Consider the following 20,449-nt stretch of genomic DNA (forward strand, 5'->3'; position numbering starts at 1 on the left):
GTTGATTGCAACTGGAATGTAGTTGTCTGTTAGTTTGAGTTGGTTGTTGTGTATGGTAATTCAAGTTTTTATAGTTGCTGTTGACTTCAAGTTTGCTCGTGGCGAACATCTTTTGAATGCTTTTTATCTTTGCGCTCTCAAGTCAGTCGTCTCTGACTCCCTCTCCCGGAATAAATAAACGCACTATTTTATTTTCCTTTAGCAACAGGTGAGTAAAGCGCTGTCAGCACCAGCACGTTGGGGAGGTGCCGCGTCAGGTATTCCATCAGTGCGAAAGCATTGGCCACGCTCAACCCGCTCTCGTACCCCACCGGGACGATGGGGTGGTCATCGGCAATGGCAACCTTGAGGGTTTCCATGGCTGATTATCCGCGTTGAAATTATTCAAGGGCGCCCAGCAGGTCTTTCAATCGAGCCAGATTCTGGCGTACCTCCAGGTCCAGGGCGTGGGTCAAGCTCAGGCCGTTCAGGCGGCACTCCAGCTCGACGAAGGTTGTGGCCAGTTCTTCGAGCTGTACCGCACCCAATGCACCGGCCATGCTGTGCAGCTGTTGCGCCACGCGATGGGCATCGGCGTTGTCCAATGCCGTCAGCGTGGTCTGCATGTCCTGGCGCAGCGTCGTGACAAAGAGTTCGCGCATTTTCGGTGACAGCTTTAGAGGGGCAACGCTGGTCGCCGGCAGGGCGATTTTGCAATGTCTTTCCAAGTGCGCGCGCAGGGTGGCGAGGTTCAGTGGCTTGACCATCCAGGCGTTCATGCCGACGTCGGCGCAGCGCTCGCCTTCTTCGCGCAAGGCGTTGGCGGTGACGCCGATAATCGGCAGCGTCTGATCCTGAAGCCGTAACGCCGTGGCCAATTGGTAGCCGTTCATGACCGGCATGTTGACGTCGGTCAGCAGCAGATCGAAGCGTCCGGGCGACCACTGCGCCAGCGCCAGCTCGCCATTGGCCGCGACGACCACCGAGCAGCCCAGCACTTCCAGTTGCTCCTTGATGATCGCCGAGTTGATCACATTGTCTTCCGCCACCAGCACTTGCAGATTCAACTGCCGGGGCTTTTCCGGCGACGAAGGTTGGCTGTCGGTGCTGACGCCGTGCTGGGCCTGGTAAATCGCCCAGGCGATCGCGCGGACATCATGGGCGTCGACTTCTCGGTCGGTACCGCGCAATTGCGCAGGGTTGGGGCCATCCGCCCTGGCGACGACCTTCGGACCGGGCCAGGCCGCGGTATCGGCCAGGGGGGAAAGCTCTACCAGCAGTGCCGATGGCACCGGTGTATCGGGCCTCAGCGGGCGGCAGTCGAGGCCAAAACGGTTGAGCCAGGCGATCAGGTGTTGTGCCTGCTCAGTGACTTGCGCACGCACATAGACGGTGCTGCTGCCGGGGTTGAACACAGGGCAACCGGCCAGCTCACCGGGTGCGTGTTCCAGTGCGAGTTGAAGGGTGAAACTGCTGCCGAGCCCGGGCTCGCTGACTAGGTTCAACTGGCCCTCCATCAACTCGCACAGCCATTTGCAAATGGCCAGTCCCAATCCGGCACCGGCCTGTTCAGTGGCATCGTTGACTTGATAGAAAGGGTCGAACAGTTGTTGCTGTTGCGCCAGGGAAATTCCTCCTCCCGAATCGCTGACCTGCCACTGCACGTGGGCGCGGCCATCGTCGCTTTCCAGCAACTGAACCCGCAGCACTACGCGACCGTTATCGGTGAACTTGATGGCGTTGCTCAGCAGGTTGTTGAGGATCTGGCGAATCCGTATCGGGTCGCCGCGCAACCGGTCCGGCAGCGCCGGGTCGATGCAGGCATAGAGCAGCAGGCCCTTGGATCGGGCGGAGGCGCTGTAGGTGCGCACGGTGTCTTCGGTCAGTTGCAGCGGGCAGAAATCCTGAAGTTCGAGGGTCATCTGTCCGGCTTCGATTTTCGACACATCCAGCACATCGCTGATCAGTTGGAACAACGTGGCGGAGGAGCGCTGGATGGTGTGCAGGTAATCCTGCTGGCGCGGGGCGAGCGAGGTCAGGCCGAGCAGCTCCAGAGTTCCCAGCACGCCGTACAGGGGAGTGCGGATCTCGTGGCTCATGGTAGCGAGGAAGCGGCTCTTGGCCTGGTTTGCCGAGTCGGCGGCCTGGCGCGCTTCTTCCAGCGCCGCCGCATCTTCGACATGCCGGGTCACGTCATGCAACGCACATAACCAGGCGTCCTGGCCCTGATAGCGGGTGGGCACAAAGGCGACGTGCAGGTGGCGCCCATTGATTTCAAGATCGGCGTGACCGGGGCCCGTAAGGGGTGTGAGCAAGCTCATCAACCGGCCGTTATCGTGCCATTGCTGGGCGCGCTGGTTTTCCAGTAGGACGTGGTGATCGCTGCGGCGAATCACGCACAGGCCGGTCGGCGCCGTATCGATCACCGTGCGGCTGAACGCCTCGCTTTCGGCGATGCTGGCGTGCGCCTTCTGCGCGGGCAGGATGACCCGGGCCTGGTACCAGCGATTGACCGCCCGACTGCAACCGAGTAGCGCAAGCGCCAGAGCAACCAGGCACAGCAATGGCCACAGCGCGTAGTCGAGGAAACTGCGCAGGCTGATGACGTAGATCGCCGTCCAGTGTTGCTCCCCGGGGCTGCTCAGTTTGAACACCAGGCCGTCGCGGTTGAAATTCACCCCTTCATCCAGCACCTGGCCGGGTTTCAGAGCACCGGTCAATACCACGCCACGGGGGGTGATCAAGGTGAAGTCATCGTAGATCGACCACTGCATCAGCCGTTCGATGTTGTTGACCTGGGACAGGTTCATCAGCGAGCCCAGTACCACCCAGGTATCGGCGCCCTCGACGGTCAATGCGGTTTTCGCCAGGTTGATACTCACGTAAGCCAGCAGGGTGGGCGCGCTCTTGTCGTCCTCGGAAGAGACATAGGGTTCCCAGCGCACCTGAGTATCTGGCAATGGCGAGTTGTGCCCGCGCAGGCGTTTGTTCACCTGGGTCATCACATCGACCAGATGGCCCGTCTGCATCGGTAATTGCCCCGTACCGCGCAAACGCCCGACGGAGGGTACGGCCAGGTCAAAATTGTCGGGGCCATTGATCAGGACAACCTGCGGAGACTGATAGTGCGAGGCCGACCAGAACGCGCTGTAATAGGCCGCCAGATGGGTACCCAGCGCAAAGATTTTCGGGTATTGGCTGGGGGCAATCCTGTCCGTATTGATCTTCAAGCTATAGGGCAGCGAAAACGGCAGGCCGCGGCCTTCGTAAATGTTCGGCCCTTCATCGGGCAGGGGTTTTTGTGAGTAGGGGGGCAACATGGCATTGGGCAGCCGTTCGCCCTTGGCGCTTTCCCGGGCAATATCCTGCAGGAACACTTCCTGTTCGTGGACATTCTCCATCAGCCGGGCAAAGTGAAATTGCAAGGTTTCGCGCCGCTCTTCGATCATGCGCGTCACACCCACATAGCTGATACCCAGCAACAGCAACACCAGGGCGCCGAGCACCAGCAGGCTCTTGTTCAGGCGCGATGAACTGCTGGCGAGTTTCTCCAGAAAGGCGTTGGGATGTGGCATTAGAGGGCCTGGGCAGCAGTGATGGGAGAGCCGTTGGACACAGTGACCTCGATGGCAAGTGACGGGTATCAACACCCGCTTGCCAATCCGTACGCGTTTGCCGGCCCGTCATGGGACAGCAACTGCCGGAATTGATCCGAAGACATGGCGTGAAAGATCAGGAAATCCTGAATCTGAGTGCAGTCGATTTTATGCAACAGATCAAGTTCTTGCGCGGTCTCCAAGCTTCCCGCCATCACCGGTAGACCCGACGGGTGACCGAGCCGGGCAATGCAGGTTGGCGCCTGGGCCAGTTCCTCGTTGGCGTTGCAGTCGTGCACCTGTATGCGCTCCATCTTCAATTCGCTGAAGGAGGGTGATACCGGGGGCACGTGCGAGCCATAGCCTTTGTCGAAGTCATCGTGGAATAGGCCAACCCCGATGATTCACAGGCAGCAGGCAGAGGGATGGAAACGATCCGTCGCCAGCAGGTTGGCGATGACGCCCGCCTGTTCAACATAAAGACCCAGTCCATTGGTCAACTAATTACAAAGCAACCTAACTATTGCGTTGACATTCGCTGCCTAGGCAGTAACATCTCGACATATATTCACTGCCTAGGCAGTTATTAGGTGGGCACATGAAGCATTTCACCCCGGACGAATTCAAAACCTGCCATCTCGGCCTGTTGCTGGGCCGCGCCGCATTGCTCAAGGACCGGATCATCGACACCCACATGGAACCCCACGGCATCACTGCCGCGCAGTTCAAAGTGTTGATCATCATGGCCCAGTTCGGCGTCGATACCCCGGCCGAGCTGTGCCGGCACCTGTCGCTGGACAGCGGTTCGATGACACGCATGCTCGATCGTCTGGAGCAGAAGGGCTTCCTGGCTCGCCAACGCAGCGAAGGTGATCGCCGCCAAGTGCAACTGACCCTGACCGAACAGGGCCAGCAGTTGACGGATCGGCTGCCGCAGATCGGCGCCGACGCGATGAATGAACTGGCTGGCGCGATCTCCCCGGACGAGTTGAAGACCCTGGAATACATCCTCAAGAAAATCCTGCTGGCCGCCGGTGACCCGATCACCATCCAGCGCTTAGGTGAACACAATGAGCAGTAAGACCTTGCGCAGCAGCCTGACGCTGGTGCTGTCGGCGATGATCCTTGCCGGATGCGCCAATTACAGCGGCCTCGATACCCAAGGCAAAAATCTCGACGCGAAAAGCCTGAAGGCCGGCCAATCCCTCAACGGTGTGACCCTGTCGCCTGCGGCATGGCCGAAAAGCGACTGGTGGACCAGCCTTGGCGATCCACAGCTCGACGGTCTGATCCGCGAAGCCCTGCGCGACAGCCCGGACATGCAGATCGCCGCCGCCCGTGCCCATCAGGCCAGCGCCGCCGCGTATGCCGCCGATGCCGAACGCTATCCGACCCTCGACGCCAGCGCCGGCATCAGCCGTTCGCGCCTGGCCAAGGATCAGGATCCGCTGGGGCAGGGCGATGCCTACGCCACCGTGCGTAACATCAGCGCCGGCTTCAATTACAACTTCGACCTGTGGGGCGGCCAGCGTGATGCCTGGGAAGCCGCACTCGGCCAGGCCCGTGCTGCTGAAGTCGACCGTCAGGCCGCGCAATTGACCCTCGCCGCCGATGTGGCCCGGGCCTACAGCGATCTGGGGCAGGCGCACATCGTCTATGACCTGGCCAGCGACGACCTCAAGCGCACCAGGCAAATGCTCGATCTGAGCCAGCGTCGCTTGAGCGCCGGGATCGACAGCCAGTACCAGCTCCAGCAAACCCAGAGTCTGGAAGCCAGTTCCGAAGCCAGCCTGATCGACGCCGAAAAACGCCTGAGCAGTGCGAAAATCGCCCTGGCCGTGCTGCTCGGCAAAGGCCCGGATCGCGGCAGTGAAATCGCCCGGCCCAAAGTATTGCAAGCCAGCGCCGTGGCAGTGCCCTCGGTTCTTCCGGCAGAGCTGCTTGGCCGTCGCCCGGACCTGATCGCCGCCCGCTGGCGTGTAGAGGCCGCGAGCAAAGACATCGATTCGGCGAAAACCCGCTTCTATCCCAACCTGAACCTTACGGCGTCCGCCGGTGCCGAATCCTTGTTGGGTGACGCAATGTTTGGTTCGGCCAGTCGCTTCTTCAGCATTGCCCCGACCATTTCGCTGCCGATCTTCGATGGCGGGCGCCTGCGCGCCAACCTCGATTCGCGTGACGCCGATTACGATCTGGCGGTGGCGCAGTACAACAAAAGCCTGGTGAAAGCGCTGGGTGATGTCAGCGACACGATCAACCAGTTGCGTGACATCGGCCGGCAAATCGGCGCGCAACAGCACGCCACCGATATTGCTCAGGATTCCTATAACACCGTGGTCCAGCGTTACGGTTCCGGCATCGGCAACTACCTGGACGTGCTCAGCATCGAGCAGCAACTGCTGCAGGCCCAACGTCAGTTGGCCAACCTCAATGCCGAGCAGATCGATCTGTCGATTCAACTGATGCAAGCGCTGGGCGGGGGCTTTCAGGGCGAGACCCTGAGCGCAGCCAACGCCATTCCAGCTACGCCGCACAACTAATTCAGGTATTTGTCATGGCCACTGCCGAAAACACCCAAGCTCAAGACAACTCGCAAGACACCGGCAATCCGCGCAAGCGCAAAGTGATGCTGCTGGTGCTGGCCATCGTTGTGGCCCTCACCGGTGCCGGTGTCTGGGCTTATCACGAATTCATCGGGCGCTGGAATGAGAGCACCGATGACGCCTACGTCAACGGCAACGTCGTTGAAATCACTCCGCTGGTGACCGGTACCGTGGTCAGCATCGGCGCCGACGATGGTGACCTGGTCCACGAAGGTCAGGTGCTGATCAACTTCGACCCCAACGATGCCGAAGTCGGTCTGCAAAGTGCCCAGGCGAAACTGGCGCGTACCGTGCGTCAGGTTCGCGGCCTGTACAGCAATGTCGACGGCATGAAAGCCCAGGTCAACGCGCAACAGGCCGAAGTGCAGAAGGCTCAGGACAACTTCAACCGCCGGAAAAACCTTGCCGCTGGCGGCGCGATCTCCCAGGAAGAACTGTCCCACGCCCGCGACGACCTGACCTCGGCGCAAAACGCCCTGGCCAACGCCAAGCAGCAGTTGAAAACCACCAGTGCGCTGGTCGATGACACCGTGGTCTCGTCGCACCCGGACGTGATGTCGGCGGCTGCGGATCTGCGTCAGGCCTACCTGACCAATGCGCGCAGCACCCTGATCGCGCCGGTCACCGGTTACGTTGCCAAACGCACCGTGCAGCTCGGCCAGCGAGTGCAACCGGGTACGGCGTTGATGGCGGTGATCCCGCTGGATCAACTGTGGATCGATGCCAACTTCAAGGAAACCCAACTGCGTGACATGCGCATCGGCCAGCCCGTGGACATCGAGTCCGACATCTACGGCAGCAGCGTGAAATACAGTGGCACCGTCGACAGCCTCGGCGCCGGCACCGGCAGCGCGTTTGCTCTGTTGCCCGCGCAAAACGCCACCGGCAACTGGATCAAGATCGTGCAGCGTGTGCCGGTGCGGATTCACATCAATGCCGAAGAGCTGGCCAAGCACCCACTGCGGGTTGGGCTGTCGACCAATGTTGAAGTGAACCTGCATGACCAGAGCGGCCCGGTACTGGCGCAGCAACCGCAGCAAAAGGCCTCGTTCAGCACCAACGTCTACGACCGGCAGTTGGCCGAAGCCGACGCGATGATCGCTCAGCTGATCCATGACAACAGCGCTGTGGTCAGCAAAACCGCGCAACGCTGATTCGCCACTGACCCTGTGGGTGCGAGCTTGCTCGCCCCACAGGGGCGCAGCGCCACCCCGGTTCCAAAGGATTCGCGATGAGCAATAACGCTTCTTTCACGCCGCCCAGCCTGTTGCTCAGCACCATCGGCCTGTCGCTGGCGACCTTCATGCAGGTGCTCGACACCACCATCGCCAACGTGGCGTTGCCGACGATTTCCGGCAACCTTGGTGTGAGTTCGGAGCAGGGCACGTGGGTGATTACCTCGTTCGCCGTGAGCAATGCGATTGCGTTGCCGCTGACCGGCTGGCTCAGCCGGCGCTTTGGCGAGGTAAAACTGTTTCTCTGGGCGACGATGCTGTTTGTGCTGGCCTCGTTTCTCTGCGGCATCTCGACCTCGATGCCTGAGCTGATCGGCTTTCGTGTGCTGCAAGGCCTGGTGGCCGGGCCGTTGTACCCAATGACGCAAACCCTGTTGATCGCCGTTTATCCACCCGCCAGGCGCGGCATGGCCCTGGCATTGCTCGCAATGGTCACGGTAGTGGCGCCGATTGCTGGTCCCATTCTTGGCGGCTGGATCACCGACAGCTACAGCTGGCCGTGGATTTTCTTCATCAACGTTCCGATCGGCATTTTTGCGGTAATGGTGGTGCGTTCGCAGCTGGCCAAGCGCCCGGTGGTCACCAGCCGTCAGCCGATGGACTACGTCGGGCTGATTTCGCTGGTCATTGGCGTCGGCGCGTTGCAGGTGATCCTCGACAAGGGCAATGACCTGGACTGGTTCGAGTCGAACTTCATCATCATCGGTGCGGCGATTTCGGTGATCGCGCTGGCGGTGTTCATCATCTGGGAAATGACCGACCAGCATCCGGTGGTCAACCTGCGGCTGTTCGCGCACCGCAACTTCCGCATTGGCACGATAGTGCTGGTGCTGGGCTACGCCGGGTTCTTCGGTATTAACCTGATCCTGCCGCAATGGTTGCAGACCCAGATGGGCTACACCGCGACATGGGCGGGGCTGGCGGTGGCACCGATCGGCATCCTGCCGGTGCTGTTGTCACCCTTTGTCGGCAAGTACGCGAACAAGTTCGACCTGCGCCTGCTGGCCGGGCTGGCATTCCTGGCCATTGGCCTGAGCTGCTTCATGCGTGCCGGTTTCACCAATGAAGTGGACTTCCAGCACATCGCCCTGGTGCAACTGTTCATGGGCATCGGCGTGGCGCTGTTCTTCATGCCGACCCTGAGCATCCTGATGTCCGACCTGCCACCGCACCAGATCGCCGACGGCGCTGGCCTGGCAACCTTCCTGCGGACTCTGGGGGGTAGTTTTGCGGCGTCGCTGACCACCTGGATCTGGATTCGCCGGGCAGACCAGCATCACGCTTACATGAGCGAAAGCATGAGCATCTTCGACCCGGTCACCCGGGATGCGCTGAGCAATCTCGGAGGCGCGAGCACCAAGGCTTACGCGCAGCTGGATCAAGTCCTGACCAGCCAGGCATACATGCTCTCGACCGTGGACTACTTCACCTTGCTGGGCTGGGGCTTCATGGGCCTGATTCTGCTGGTCTGGCTGGCCAAGCCGCCATTCGCTGCCAAGGCCGGCCCAGCCGCGGCGGGGCATTGATGCCTTTCGTCGCAGGCGCTGGCGTCCGGAAGGGTCATGCAAGGCTTGCTGGCCCCTTCGCCGGCAAGTCGGCTCCTACGGTAGGGCATCTGTTGTAGGAGCGGGCTTGCCAGGGAAGGCGCCCGACAGGGCCATGCAAGGCTTGCTGTTCCCTTCGCCGGCAAGCCGGCTCCTACGGCAGCGAGGGCGTCCGTTCAGGGCGAACCGGGCAGCGCCAGTTGCGTCGGTACGAAATCGAACGCCGCCAGTTGGAAACCCTGCTCATCCACCTGCAGCGCCCAGCCCTGACGGTCCCAGTCCCCCAGCACAATGCGCTTGGCGGCTTGTTCGCCGATCTGCAGCTTGTGGATCGCCGGGCGATGGGTGTGGCCGTGAACCAGGGTGCGCACCCCGTGTTCCTGCATGACCTGCGGTACCTGGTCCGGGGTCACATCGACAATGTCGTTGGCCTTCATGCGGGTCTGGGCCCGGCTTTCGTTGCGCAGCTTGCGCGCCAGCTTGCGCCGGGTGCCCAGGGGCAGGTGGCGCAGAATCCACAGGCTCAGCGGGTTGCGCAGGTAGCGGCGCATACGCATGTAGGCTTCGTCACGGGTGCACAGGCTGTCACCGTGCATCAGCAATACCGGCTCGCCGTAGAAGTCGACGACGCTGGGATCCTTGAGCAGGGTGGCGCCGGCCGCCTTGCAGAAGGCCTTGCCGAGCATGAAGTCGCGATTGCCATGCATCAGGAAGATCTGCGTGCCGCTGTCGCTGAGCTCGCGCAATGCCTGGCAAATGGAAAGCTGGTAGGGGGTCATGGCATCGTCGCCGATCCATACCTCGAAAAAGTCCCCGAGGATGTACAGCGCCTCGGCGGCGCGGGCGCGCCCACCGAGTAATTCCAGAAACGCCCGGGTGATGTCCGGGCGCTCCTCTTCCAGATGCAGATCTGAAATCAGCAGTATCACTCAATGATCTCGGCTTTCTCGATGATCACGTCGTCTGCGGGTACGTCCTGGTGGCCGGACTTCATGGTGGTGGCCACGCCCTTGATCTTGTCGACCACCTCGGTGCCGGCGATCACTTTGCCGAATACGGCGTAGCCCCAGCCCTGCACGGTCTTGCCGCTGTGGTTGAGGAAGCTGTTGTCGGCAACGTTGATGAAGAACTGCGCGGAAGCCGAATGCGGCTCCATGGTGCGGGCCATGGCAACGGTGTACTTGTCGTTGGAAAGGCCGTTGTCAGCTTCGTTCTGGATGCTTGGACGCTTGTCTTTCTTTTCTTTCATGCCAGGTTCGAAGCCGCCGCCCTGGATCATGAAGTTACCGATGACGCGGTGAAAAACGGTGTTTTCATAGTGACCGGCTTTCACGTATTCGACGAAGTTGGCCACGGTCAACGGGGCTTTCTCGGCGTTCAGTTCCAGCACGATCTCGCCGTGGTTGGTGGTCAGTTTGACTTGGGTCATGGTCGGTACTCTTTATAAGGAGAAGCGTTTTCAAGAAAATCCTGGGTATCGGGACGCGCGGGCAACCCGGACCGGTTTGGCCATCTTGTGGCCAAGGAGCGCAGTTTAGCGTGACAGCCACGAATTTCGAGGCTGTTTTTTCACCGGCCTGCCATTAATAGTCGCAGTTTTAAAGCTGCGCTCTGTCAGGTACTTGACAGCATCGGCTATGATATCCGTTTTGATTTGTCAGGCCGCACCCGGCCACGCACTTGTACGTTCAAGGATCCTATGAGCAAGCCCACTGTCGACCCTACCTCGAATTCCAAGACTGGACCGGCCGTACCGGTCAACTTCCTGCGCCCGATCATCCAGGCGGACCTGGACTCGGGTAAGCACACACAGATCGTGACCCGCTTCCCTCCGGAGCCCAATGGTTACCTGCACATCGGTCACGCCAAGTCGATCTGCGTGAACTTCGGTCTGGCCCAGGAATTCGGTGGTGTCACGCACCTGCGCTTCGACGACACCAACCCGGCCAAGGAAGACCAGGAATACATCGACGCCATTGAAAGCGACATCAAGTGGCTGGGCTTTGAGTGGTCCGGTGAAGTGCGCTACGCCTCGCAGTATTTCGACCAGTTGCACGACTGGGCCGTGGACCTGATCAAGGCGGGCAAGGCTTATGTCTGCGACCTGACTCCCGAGCAAGCCAAGGAATACCGCGGCAGCCTCACCGAGCCAGGCAAGAACAGCCCGTTCCGCGAACGTTCGGTGGAAGAGAACCTGGACTGGTTCGCCCGCATGCGCGCTGGCGAGTTCCCGGATGGTGCCCGCGTGCTGCGGGCCAAGATCGACATGGCCTCGCCGAACATGAACCTGCGCGACCCGATCATGTACCGGATCCGTCACGCTCACCACCACCAGACCGGTGACAAGTGGTGCATCTACCCCAACTACGACTTCACCCATGGCCAGTCGGATGCCATCGAAGGCATCACCCACTCGATCTGCACCCTGGAGTTCGAAAGCCACCGTCCGCTGTACGAGTGGTTCCTCGAGCACCTGCCGGTGCCCGCGCACCCGCGTCAGTACGAGTTCAGCCGCCTGAACCTGAACTACACCATCACCAGCAAGCGCAAGCTCAAGCAACTGGTGGATGAGAAGCACGTCAATGGCTGGGACGATCCGCGCATGTCGACCCTGTCGGGCTTTCGTCGTCGTGGCTACACGCCGGCGTCGATCCGCAACTTCTGCGAGATGGTTGGCACCAACCGCTCCGACGGCGTGGTCGACTACGGCATGCTGGAATTCAGCATCCGCCAGGATCTGGACCAGAACGCACCCCGCGCCATGTGCGTGCTGCGTCCGTTGAAAGTCGTGATCACCAACTACCCGGAAGGCCAGGTCGAGAATCTCGAACTGCCGCGTCACCCTCAGAAAGAAGCGCTGGGCGTGCGCCAGCTGCCGTTCGCCCGTGAAATCTACATCGACCGTGACGACTTCATGGAAGAGCCGCCCAAAGGCTACAAGCGCCTGGAGCCTAACGGCGAAGTGCGCCTGCGTGGCAGCTACGTGATCCGTGCCGATGAAGCGATCAAGGACGCCGAGGGCAATATCGTCGAGCTGCGTTGCTCCTACGATCCGGACACCCTGGGCAAGAACCCTGAAGGCCGCAAGGTCAAGGGCGTGATCCACTGGGTGCCGGCTGCCGCCAGCGTCGAGTGCGAAGTGCGTCTGTACGATCGTCTGTTCCGTTCTCCGAACCCGGAGAAGGCCGAGGACAGCGCGAGTTTCCTGGACAACATCAACCCTGACTCCCTGCAAGTGCTCACTGGTTGTCGTGCCGAACCCTCGCTGGGCAACGCACAGCCGGAAGACCGTTTCCAGTTCGAGCGCGAAGGCTACTTCTGCGCGGATATCAAGGACTCGAAACCAGGCGCTCCGGTATTCAACCGTACTGTGACCCTGCGCGACTCCTGGGGTCAGTGATTCAGTCAAGGAACTAACGTGCTAACGATCTACAACACGCTCACCAAGAGCAAAGAAGTCTTCAAGCCGCTGGATGGCAACAAGGTGCGCATGTACGTGTGCGGCATGACCGTGTACGACTACTGCCACCTGGGGCACGGCCGCAGCATGGTGGCCTTCGACCTGATTACCCGCTGGCTGCGTTTCAGCGGGTATGACTTGACCTATGTGCGCAACATCACGGATATCGACGACAAAATCATCAATCGTGCCAATGAGAACGGCGAGGCCTTCGAGGCCCTGACCGAGCGCATGATCGCGGCGATGCACGAGGACGAGGCGCGGCTGAACATCAAGAAGCCGGACATGGAACCGCGCGCCACCGACCATATCCCCGGCATGCACGCGATGATCCAGACCCTGATCGACAAGGGCTACGCCTACGCTCCGGGCAATGGCGACGTGTACTACCGCGTCGGCAAGTTCATGGGCTACGGCAAGCTGTCGCGCAAGAAGATCGAAGACCTGCGCATCGGCGCGCGGATCGAAGTCGACGAGTCGAAACAGGACCCGCTGGACTTCGTCCTGTGGAAAGCCGCCAAGCCGGGTGAGCCGAGCTGGCCATCGCCTTGGGGTGACGGTCGTCCGGGCTGGCACATCGAGTGCTCGGTGATGTCCACCTGCTGCCTGGGCGAGACCTTCGACATTCATGGCGGCGGCAGCGACCTGGAGTTCCCGCACCACGAGAACGAGATCGCTCAGAGCGAGGCGGCTACCGGCAAGACCTACGCCAACGCCTGGATGCACTGCGGCATGATCCGCATCAATGGCGAGAAGATGTCCAAGTCCTTGAACAACTTCTTCACCATTCGCGACGTGCTCGACAAGTACCATCCGGAAGTGGTGCGTTACCTGCTGGTGGCCAGCCACTACCGCAGCGCCATCAACTACTCGGAAGACAATCTCAAGGACGCCAAGGGCGCGCTGGAGCGTTTCTACCATGCACTCAAGGGCCTGCCGAAAGTGGCGCCGGCCGGTGGCGAAGCCTTCGTCGAGCGTTTCACCCAGGTGATGAACGACGACTTCGGTACTCCGGAAGCCTGTGCCGTGCTGTTCGAGATGGTGCGCGAGATCAACCGCCTGCGTGAGAGCGATATCGATGCGGCGGCCGGTCTGGCAGCCCGCTTGAAGGAACTGGCCAGTGTGCTGGGCGTGCTGCAACTGGAGGCCGACGACTTCCTGCAGGCCGGTGCCGAAGGTCGGGTCGATGCGGCAGAAGTCGAGGCGCTGATCCAGGCCCGCCTGGCGGCCCGTGCCAACAAGGATTGGGCAGAGTCCGATCGGATCCGCGACCAGATCACCGCCATGGGCGTGATCCTGGAAGACGGCAAGGGCGGTACGACCTGGCGCCTGGCTGACTGAGCCTGCGTTCGCTGCAACAAGAAACCCGCCTGGTGCGGGTTTTTTGTTGCCCTTCGAACAGTGCCGGATCAGGCCAGCGAGGCGAGGCGCTCCACTGTATCGGGGTAGCGTTCCACCAGGCGGATCAGGGTCGTGGCCTGGGCGTTGGGTATGGCGCGGCCCTGTTCCCAGTTCTCCAGGGTGCGGGTGTTGGTGCGCAGGTACATGGCGAATACCGAGCGCGAGAGGTTGAGTTGCTGGCGGATGTTCATCACCTCGGCGGCGGTGATGGGCGGCAGCTTGTCGAGTTTCACTTTATGGCTGCGCAGGGTGATCTTGCCCTGGCGTTCCTGGGTGAGGGCGTCGATGCCTTCTACCAGTTCGGAAAAGATGTCACGTTTGGTCATGTCGTCTGGCCTCGATTTCACGTTCCAGCAGTTGTTTGAGCTGTTGTCGCTGCTGCGGTAGCAGGTCGTCCATCTGCTCCTTGTCGAACAGGGTGAAGAGCCAGAATTGCGCCCCTCCGGACCACCAGTAATAAATCACTCTCAGCCCGCCACGCCTGCCCTTATTGCGTCGCTCATCGACGAAACGCATCTTGCGCAAGCCGCCAGTGCCCTGAATCAGAACACCCGCGTGCGGGTGGCGCAGCAACTCGATCTGCAGTTCGCAGAACAACTCGTCGTCAAGGAAGTCCTTTCGGTATCGCGCAAATGCCGGTAGTTCAATAAACAGAGCATTCATTTCATACGCTTCCTACGTATAGACTGGATGATGCTGCAGCTTTGGTCAAGGCCCGCTGAGCGCCGCGTTTGATCTGGCAGCAGTCTATGCCTGCGGCAGCGGGCTGAATGTCGGACCGGGCCGACGTGACAGGAAGGGCGATTCCGAGTTTCGCTGGGAAGAGGGGAGGGCAGGGCCCTGAAATGCAAAACGGCACCCGAAGGTGCCGTTCTGTTTGTTGCGTTGAAACCTAAGCGATCAACCCGCCAGGCCGGAGTGCTGGACCAGGGTCAGCAGCGGCTGTGGGTATACGCCGAGGAAGAACGCCAGGAGCGCGATGGCCAGCAGCATGACGCCACCGGCTTTCTGTTCCCAGTGCAGTTGGGCATCGACGCGACGCAGGTTAGGTTCGATCAGGTACAGGGTGACCATCACTCGCAGGTAGTAGAAGACGCCGATGGCGCTGCCCATGACCAGGGAACCGACCAGCCACCATTGGTGCGCTTCGACACCGGTAGCGATGATGTAGAACTTGCCGATGAAGCCTGCGGTCAGCGGGATACCGGCCAGGGACAGCATCATCACGGTGAGGACGGCCGTCAGGTACGGACGGCGCCAGAACAGGCCGCGGTACTCGTACAGGGCGTCGGCGTCACGGCCCTTGTACGGCGAGGACATCAGGGTGATCACGCCGAAGGCGCCCAGGCTGGTGATCACGTAGGTGACCAGATACACGCCGATGGCTTCCATGGCCAGGCCCTTGCTGGCCACCAGGGCGATCAGCAGGTAACCGAAGTGGGCGATGGAGGAGTAACCCAGCAGACGCTTGAGGTTGCTCTGGGTCAGCGCCAACAGGTTGCCCACCAGGATCGAGGCAATGGCGATCACGGTCAGCACGTTGCTCAGAACACCGCTGCTGGCCACTGGCGACAGCTGGAACAGACGCACCAGCACCGCGAATACCGCCACCTTGCTGGCGGTGGCCAGGAAGGCGGCCACCGGGGCCGGGGCGCCTTCATAGACGTCCGGGGTCCACAGGTGGAACGGCACCAGCGACAACTTGAAGGCCAGGCCGATCAGCATCATGCCCAGGCCCAGTTGCGCCAGCGGGCTTGGCAGCCCAGTGGCGGCCAGGGCCTGGCCGATACCGCTGAAGCTCAGGCTGCCGGCTTCTGCGTAGAGCAGGGCCATGCCGAACAACAGGAAGCCCGAACCGGCTGCCGACAGCACCATGTACTTGATGCCGGCTTCCAGGGAGCGCTTGTTGAAGAAGGCATAGGCCACCAGGCCGTAGACCGGTACCGAAAGCAGCTCCAGGCCGATGAACAGGCCGGCCAGGTTCTGCGCGCTGACCAGTACCAGGCCACCAGCGGCGGCCAGCAGGATCAGCAGGTACAGCTCTTCACGGTTGCCCGGGTAACCGCTGCTGCCATCGCCCAGGTAGGCGTGGGCCAGGGTGACGCAGGCCAGGGTGGCCACCAGGATCAGGGCCATGTACAGGCAGGCGAACTGGTCGATCTGCAACAGCGGGGTGACCGCCAGCGGTGCCACTTTCAGCACCGGGAAGATCGACAGCAATGCCAGGTTCAGACCGGCAACCGATAGCAGGAAGGTCTGGGCGTGGTTGCGCCGCCAGGCGATCGCCAACATCACCACCACAAGGGTGGCGCTGGTGATCAGCAGCGGCGCCAGGGCTATAAAGTGTTGAATCGTAAAGTCCATAGCGCTCTTACCGGGCCGAAGCGAGTTGAGTGAAGGCGGTGCTGAGCCATTGCTGCACGCCATGCATGGTGGCGGCAGAGGTATCGAGGAACGGTTGCGGGTAAACGCCGATGTAGATCAGCAGTACCGCCAGCCCCAGCACCATGATCAGTTCGCGAGCATCCATTCCGTGCAGTACCGCGTCCGACTTGGACGGGCCGAAGTAGGCACGGTGGATCATGATCAGCGAGTAGACCGAGCCGAACACCAGGCCCGAAGTCGCGATCGCGGTGATCCATGGAGCGCTGACGAAGGTGCCGATCAGGATCAGGAACTCGCCGACGAAGTTGCCGGTGCCCGGCAGGCCCAGGGAGGCGGCTGCGAAGAACAGGCTGATGGCTGGCAGGTAGGCGATACGCGACCACAGTCCGCCCATTTCACGCATGTCGCGGGTATGGGTGCGCTCGTACAGCTGGCCGCTGAGGATAAACAGCGCGGCTGCCGAAACACCGTGGGCCAGCATCTGGATCACCGCGCCCTGCAGGGCCTGCTGGCTGCCTGAGTAGATCCCGATCAGCACGAAGCCCATGTGGGAAACGCTGGAGAAGGCGATCAGGCGCTTGATGTCGGTCTGGGCGAAGGCCAGGAAGGCACCGTAGAAGATCCCGACCAGACCCAGGGTCATGGCGATCGGTGCGAACTCTGCCGAGGCGTTGGGGAACAGTGGCAGGGCGAAACGCAGCAGGCCGTAGGCCGCCGTCTTCAACAGGATGCCCGCCAGGTCCACGGAACCGGCGGTCGGTGCCTGGGCGTGAGCGTCAGGCAGCCAGGAGTGGAACGGCACCACGGGCAGCTTCACCGCGAAGGCGATGAAGAAGCCGAGCATCAGGATGTACTCGGTGGCGGTGGACATCTTGGTCTTCAGCAACTGGGCGTAATCGAAGGTGATGACCCCGGTGTTGTTGAAGTTCACCAGCACCAGGCCCAGGATCGCCACCAGCATGATCAGGCCGGAAGCCTGAGTGAAGATGAAGAACTTGGTCGCTGCGTAGATCCGGGTTTTCTTGCCGTCTGCCGAGCTGTGACCCCAGAGCGCGATGAGGAAGTACATCGGCACCAGCATCATTTCCCAGAAGAAGAAGAACATGAACAGGTCCAGCGCCAGGAACACGCCGACCACGCCGCCCAGGATCCACATCAGGTTCAGGTGGAAGAAGCCCACGTGGCGCTGGATCTCTTTCCAGGAGCAGAGTACCGAGAGGATACCCAGCAGGCCGGTCAGCAGGATCATCAGCAGCGACAGGCCGTCCAGCGCCAGGTGCACGTTGATGCCGAAGCGCTCGATCCACTGGTGCTTGAACTCCAGGGCCCAAGTCGGATCGACGCCAGGCGCCGGAGCATATGAATAGTTACCGTGGGCCCACAGCCAGAGGCCGAGGGCGAGTTCCAGGGTCATGGTCAACAGCGCAATCCAGCGGGGGAGGGTGGCGCCGAAGCGCTCACCCAGCCAGCACAGCAGGCCGCCGATGAAGGGGATCAGGATTAGCCAAGGCAGAATCATGACGGGCTCAATTCCTTTCGCAAGTTCGCAAGGTTCATATCAGACCGCTACCAGCACAATGGCGCCGATGACCAGCACGGCACCGGCTGCCATCGAGGCGGCGTACCAACGCAGTTGACCGGTCTCGGTACGGCTCAGGGAGGTGTGACCCCCTTTGGCCATACGCGGGATCAAACCGATGGTCTGATCGAGCGGGTCCTTGCGCAGTACGTGGCTGATGGCCAGGTATGGCTTGACGAACAGTTTGTCGTAGATCCAGTCGAAGCCCCAGGCGGCGAACCACCAGGCCGAGAGCAGACGCCCGATGCCGCTGTTGGCGATGGCGGTCACAACGCGACGCTTGCCAAGGAACAACAGGGCGGCCAGCAGGATACCGGCCAGGGCGATGGCACCCGAGGCGATTTCCAGGCTGTGCTTGGCTTCGCCACCGGCATGGCCGACGCTTTGCGGCAGCACGCCATGCAGGGGCGGGGTGATCATCGCGCCGATCGCAGTGGACAGCACGATCAGTACCACCAGCGGCAGCCAGTGGGAGATCCCGTGGCCGGCGTGGGCTTCGGTCTTGGCTTCACCGTGGAAGGTGATGAAGATCAGGCGGAAGGTGTACAGCGAGGTCATGAACGCACCCACCAGGCCGGCGTACAGCAGGCCATGGTTGCCGCTGGCGAAGGCTTCCCAGAGGATCTCGTCCTTGGAGTAGAAGCCTGCGGTCACCAGAGGCAGGGCCGCCAGGGCCGCGCCGCCGACGATGAAGCTGGCGTAGGCCAGGGGCAGTTTCTTCCACAGGCCGCCCATCTTGAAGATGTTCTGCTCGTGGTGGCAGGCAACGATCACCGCACCGGAAGCAAGGAACAGCAGGGCCTTGAAGAAGGCGTGGGTCATCAGGTGGAAGATCGCGCCGTCCCAGGCGCCAACGCCCAGGGCCAGGAACATGTAGCCGATCTGGCTCATGGTGGAGTAGGCGAGGATCCGCTTGATGTCGGTCTGCACCAGCGCGGCGAAACCGGCCAGTACCAGGGTCACGCCACCGACCAGGCCCACCAGGTGCAGGATTTCCGGCGCCAGGGTGAACAGGCCGTGGGTACGGGCGATCAGGTAGACACCGGCGGTGACCATGGTTGCGGCGTGGATCAGTGCCGAAACCGGGGTCGGGCCGGCCATCGCGTCCGCCAGCCAGGTCTGCAGTGGCAACTGGGCAGATTTACCCACGGCGCCACCCAGCAGCATCAGGGTTGCCAGGGTGATCCAGAAGTCGCCGGCCTGGAATTTCTGCGGGGCCAGCACCAGCAGTTCCTGGACGTTCAGCGTGCCCACCTGTTGGAACAGGATGAACAGGCCGATGGCCATGAACACGTCGCCGATACGGGTAACGATGAAGGCCTTGAGTGCGGCGTTACCGTTGTTGCGGTTGCTGTAGTAGAAACCGATCAACAGGTAGGAGCACAGGCCCACGCCTTCCCAGCCGAAGTACAGGAACAGCAGGTTATCGCCCAGTACCAGGAACAGCATGCTGGCGATAAACAGGTTGGTGTAGGCGAAGAAGCGCGAGTAGCCGGCTTCACCACGCATGTACCAGGACGCGAACAAGTGGATCAAAAAGCCCACGCCCACCACCACACCCAGCATGGTCACGGACAGACCATCCAGGTACAGGGCGAAGTTCGGCGCGAAACCGTCCACCGACATCCACTGCCACAGCACCTGGGTGTAGTGGCCACCCTCGGGCGGCGCGACGTTGAATTGCCAGATCACGTAGGCAGCAACGATGGCCGACAGGCCAATGGAGCCGACACCGATCAGGGCCGAGAGGTTTTCCGAGAGGCGTCCACGGGAGAACGACAGCAGCAGGAAACCGATCAGGGGGAATACGAAAGTCAGAAAGAGAAGGTTCATCCGCGCATCTCGCTGGCTGCATCGATATCGAGAGTGTGGAAGCGGCGGTACAGCTGCAGCAGGATCGCCAGGCCGATACTGGCCTCGGCGGCTGCCAGGCTGATCACCAGGATGAACATCACTTGTCCATCCGGCTGCGCCCAGCGGGCACCCGCAACGATGAAGGCCAGTGCAGAGGCGTTCATCATCACTTCCAGGCTCATCAACACGAAGAGGATGTTACGGCGGACCATCAGGCCGACCAGACCGAGGCAGAACAGGATACCGGCAACCGCCAGGCCATGTTCCATCGGGATAGTACCGAGAGAGATAGTAGGCATCGTATTACTCCTTCGCCTCGTTGCGGCCCAAGTGGAACGCCGTGACGGCCGCGGCAAGCAGCAGCATCGAGGCGAGTTCGACCACCAGCAGGTAAGGACCGAACAGGCTGATGCCCACGGCCTTGGCGCTGACGGTGGTTTGACCGATACCGGCACCGCTCTGATGGCTGAACAGTACGTACAGCAGTTCAGCCAGCAGCAGCGCGGCCAGGATGACCGGGCCGATCCAGATGCCGGGCGTGAGCCAGATGCGCTCTTGCTGAGCCGCGGCCGGGCCGAGGTTCAGCATCATCACCACGAACACGAACAGCACCATGATGGCGCCGGCGTAGGCGATCACTTCCAGGGCACCGGCGAACGGCGCGCCAAGGCTGAAGAAGGTCATGGCCACGGCGATCAGCGAAATGATCAGGTAGAGCAGGGCGTGCACAGGGTTGGTATTGGTGACCACACGGAGTGTGGAGACAACCGCAACACCTGACGCGAAATAGAAAGCGAATTCCATCTTTCTTCC

General features: G+C 61.4%; 18 protein-coding genes. 6 read left to right on the top strand and 12 right to left on the bottom strand.

Features of this window, described 5'->3' with window-relative positions:
* Positions 1–188: 188 nt before the first annotated feature.
* From AC1RCO_RS00860 to AC1RCO_RS00870, 3 genes are all read right to left on the bottom strand, one after another.
* On the bottom strand, positions 189–359 hold the full coding sequence (locus AC1RCO_RS00860) for a helix-turn-helix domain-containing protein (protein ID WP_019092833.1): 171 nt from the start codon (positions 357–359) through the stop codon (positions 189–191).
* 21 nt (positions 360–380) lie between these two features.
* On the bottom strand, positions 381–3,554 hold the full coding sequence (locus AC1RCO_RS00865) for a hybrid sensor histidine kinase/response regulator (RefSeq protein ID WP_492617232.1): 3,174 nt from the start codon (positions 3,552–3,554) through the stop codon (positions 381–383).
* Between the two features lie 68 nt (positions 3,555–3,622).
* Positions 3,623–3,874, bottom strand: coding sequence for a hypothetical protein (locus tag AC1RCO_RS00870; protein WP_225368700.1), 252 nt, complete (start codon positions 3,872–3,874; stop codon positions 3,623–3,625).
* A 299-nt stretch (positions 3,875–4,173) separates the two neighbouring features.
* Here AC1RCO_RS00870 and AC1RCO_RS00875 point away from each other — a divergent pair, with 299 nt between their 5' ends.
* The 4 genes from AC1RCO_RS00875 (at position 4,174) to AC1RCO_RS00890 (ending at position 8,939) form a co-directional block, all read left to right on the top strand.
* The gene (locus AC1RCO_RS00875) at positions 4,174–4,656 is read left to right on the top strand and encodes a MarR family winged helix-turn-helix transcriptional regulator (protein WP_011062206.1); all 483 of its coding nucleotides are present in this window, start codon (positions 4,174–4,176) and stop codon (positions 4,654–4,656) included.
* Positions 4,646–6,115, top strand: a complete 1,470-nt coding sequence (locus AC1RCO_RS00880) for an efflux transporter outer membrane subunit (RefSeq protein WP_401402903.1) — start codon at positions 4,646–4,648, stop codon at positions 6,113–6,115. Before AC1RCO_RS00875 ends, AC1RCO_RS00880 begins: the two co-directional genes overlap by 11 nt.
* A 14-nt stretch (positions 6,116–6,129) precedes the next feature.
* Positions 6,130–7,332, top strand: a complete 1,203-nt coding sequence (locus tag AC1RCO_RS00885; protein ID WP_011062204.1) for an HlyD family secretion protein — start codon at positions 6,130–6,132, stop codon at positions 7,330–7,332.
* Between the two features lie 77 nt (positions 7,333–7,409).
* Positions 7,410–8,939, top strand: a complete 1,530-nt coding sequence (locus AC1RCO_RS00890) for a DHA2 family efflux MFS transporter permease subunit (protein WP_011062203.1) — start codon at positions 7,410–7,412, stop codon at positions 8,937–8,939.
* Between the two features lie 194 nt (positions 8,940–9,133).
* Here the strand turns inward: AC1RCO_RS00890 and AC1RCO_RS00895 are convergent, their stop codons facing one another.
* Together AC1RCO_RS00895 and AC1RCO_RS00900 are read right to left on the bottom strand one after the other, a co-directional pair.
* Entirely contained in the window at positions 9,134–9,886 is a 753-nt protein-coding gene (locus AC1RCO_RS00895; RefSeq protein WP_011062202.1) for a UDP-2,3-diacylglucosamine diphosphatase, read from the bottom strand.
* Positions 9,883–10,386 (bottom strand): peptidylprolyl isomerase, encoded by a 504-nt coding sequence (locus AC1RCO_RS00900; protein WP_011062201.1) that lies wholly within the window; start codon positions 10,384–10,386, stop codon positions 9,883–9,885. Before AC1RCO_RS00900 ends, AC1RCO_RS00895 begins: the two co-directional genes overlap by 4 nt.
* 270 nt (positions 10,387–10,656) lie before the next feature.
* On the opposite strand from AC1RCO_RS00900, the gene AC1RCO_RS00905 reads away from it, so the two are divergent.
* Complete coding sequence (locus AC1RCO_RS00905) at positions 10,657–12,357, top strand: glutamine--tRNA ligase/YqeY domain fusion protein (RefSeq protein ID WP_103290711.1); 1,701 nt, start codon at positions 10,657–10,659, stop codon at positions 12,355–12,357.
* 18 nt (positions 12,358–12,375) lie between these two features.
* Positions 12,376–13,758 carry a cysteine--tRNA ligase gene (gene cysS, locus AC1RCO_RS00910; protein ID WP_053159449.1) on the top strand — a complete coding sequence of 461 codons (1,383 nt, stop codon included), beginning with the start codon at positions 12,376–12,378 and terminating at the stop codon, positions 13,756–13,758.
* Between the two features lie 68 nt (positions 13,759–13,826).
* Here the strand turns inward: cysS and AC1RCO_RS00915 are convergent, their stop codons facing one another.
* The 7 genes from AC1RCO_RS00915 to nuoJ all read right to left on the bottom strand — a co-directional run bounded on the left by AC1RCO_RS00915 (position 13,827) and on the right by nuoJ (position 20,440).
* Entirely contained in the window at positions 13,827–14,144 is a 318-nt protein-coding gene (locus AC1RCO_RS00915) for a helix-turn-helix domain-containing protein (RefSeq protein ID WP_053152691.1), read from the bottom strand.
* Complete coding sequence (locus AC1RCO_RS00920) at positions 14,131–14,481, bottom strand: hypothetical protein (RefSeq protein WP_019092839.1); 351 nt, start codon at positions 14,479–14,481, stop codon at positions 14,131–14,133. Before AC1RCO_RS00920 ends, AC1RCO_RS00915 begins: the two co-directional genes overlap by 14 nt.
* Positions 14,482–14,718: 237 nt before the next feature.
* The gene (gene nuoN / locus AC1RCO_RS00925; RefSeq protein WP_011062196.1) at positions 14,719–16,182 is read right to left on the bottom strand and encodes an NADH-quinone oxidoreductase subunit NuoN; all 1,464 of its coding nucleotides are present in this window, start codon (positions 16,180–16,182) and stop codon (positions 14,719–14,721) included.
* Between the two features lie 7 nt (positions 16,183–16,189).
* Complete coding sequence (nuoM, locus tag AC1RCO_RS00930; RefSeq protein WP_019092840.1) at positions 16,190–17,722, bottom strand: NADH-quinone oxidoreductase subunit M; 1,533 nt, start codon at positions 17,720–17,722, stop codon at positions 16,190–16,192.
* Between the two features lie 39 nt (positions 17,723–17,761).
* On the bottom strand, positions 17,762–19,615 hold the full coding sequence (gene nuoL / locus AC1RCO_RS00935; RefSeq protein WP_011062194.1) for an NADH-quinone oxidoreductase subunit L: 1,854 nt from the start codon (positions 19,613–19,615) through the stop codon (positions 17,762–17,764).
* Complete coding sequence (gene nuoK / locus AC1RCO_RS00940; RefSeq protein ID WP_011062193.1) at positions 19,612–19,935, bottom strand: NADH-quinone oxidoreductase subunit NuoK; 324 nt, start codon at positions 19,933–19,935, stop codon at positions 19,612–19,614. The genes nuoL and nuoK overlap by 4 nt, the downstream gene beginning before the upstream one ends.
* A gap of 4 nt (positions 19,936–19,939) precedes the next feature.
* Positions 19,940–20,440, bottom strand: a complete 501-nt coding sequence (nuoJ, locus tag AC1RCO_RS00945; RefSeq protein WP_011062192.1) for an NADH-quinone oxidoreductase subunit J — start codon at positions 20,438–20,440, stop codon at positions 19,940–19,942.
* Positions 20,441–20,449 lie beyond the last annotated feature (9 nt).

Source organism: Pseudomonas sp. GW823-FHT03E05 (assembly GCF_058796855.1).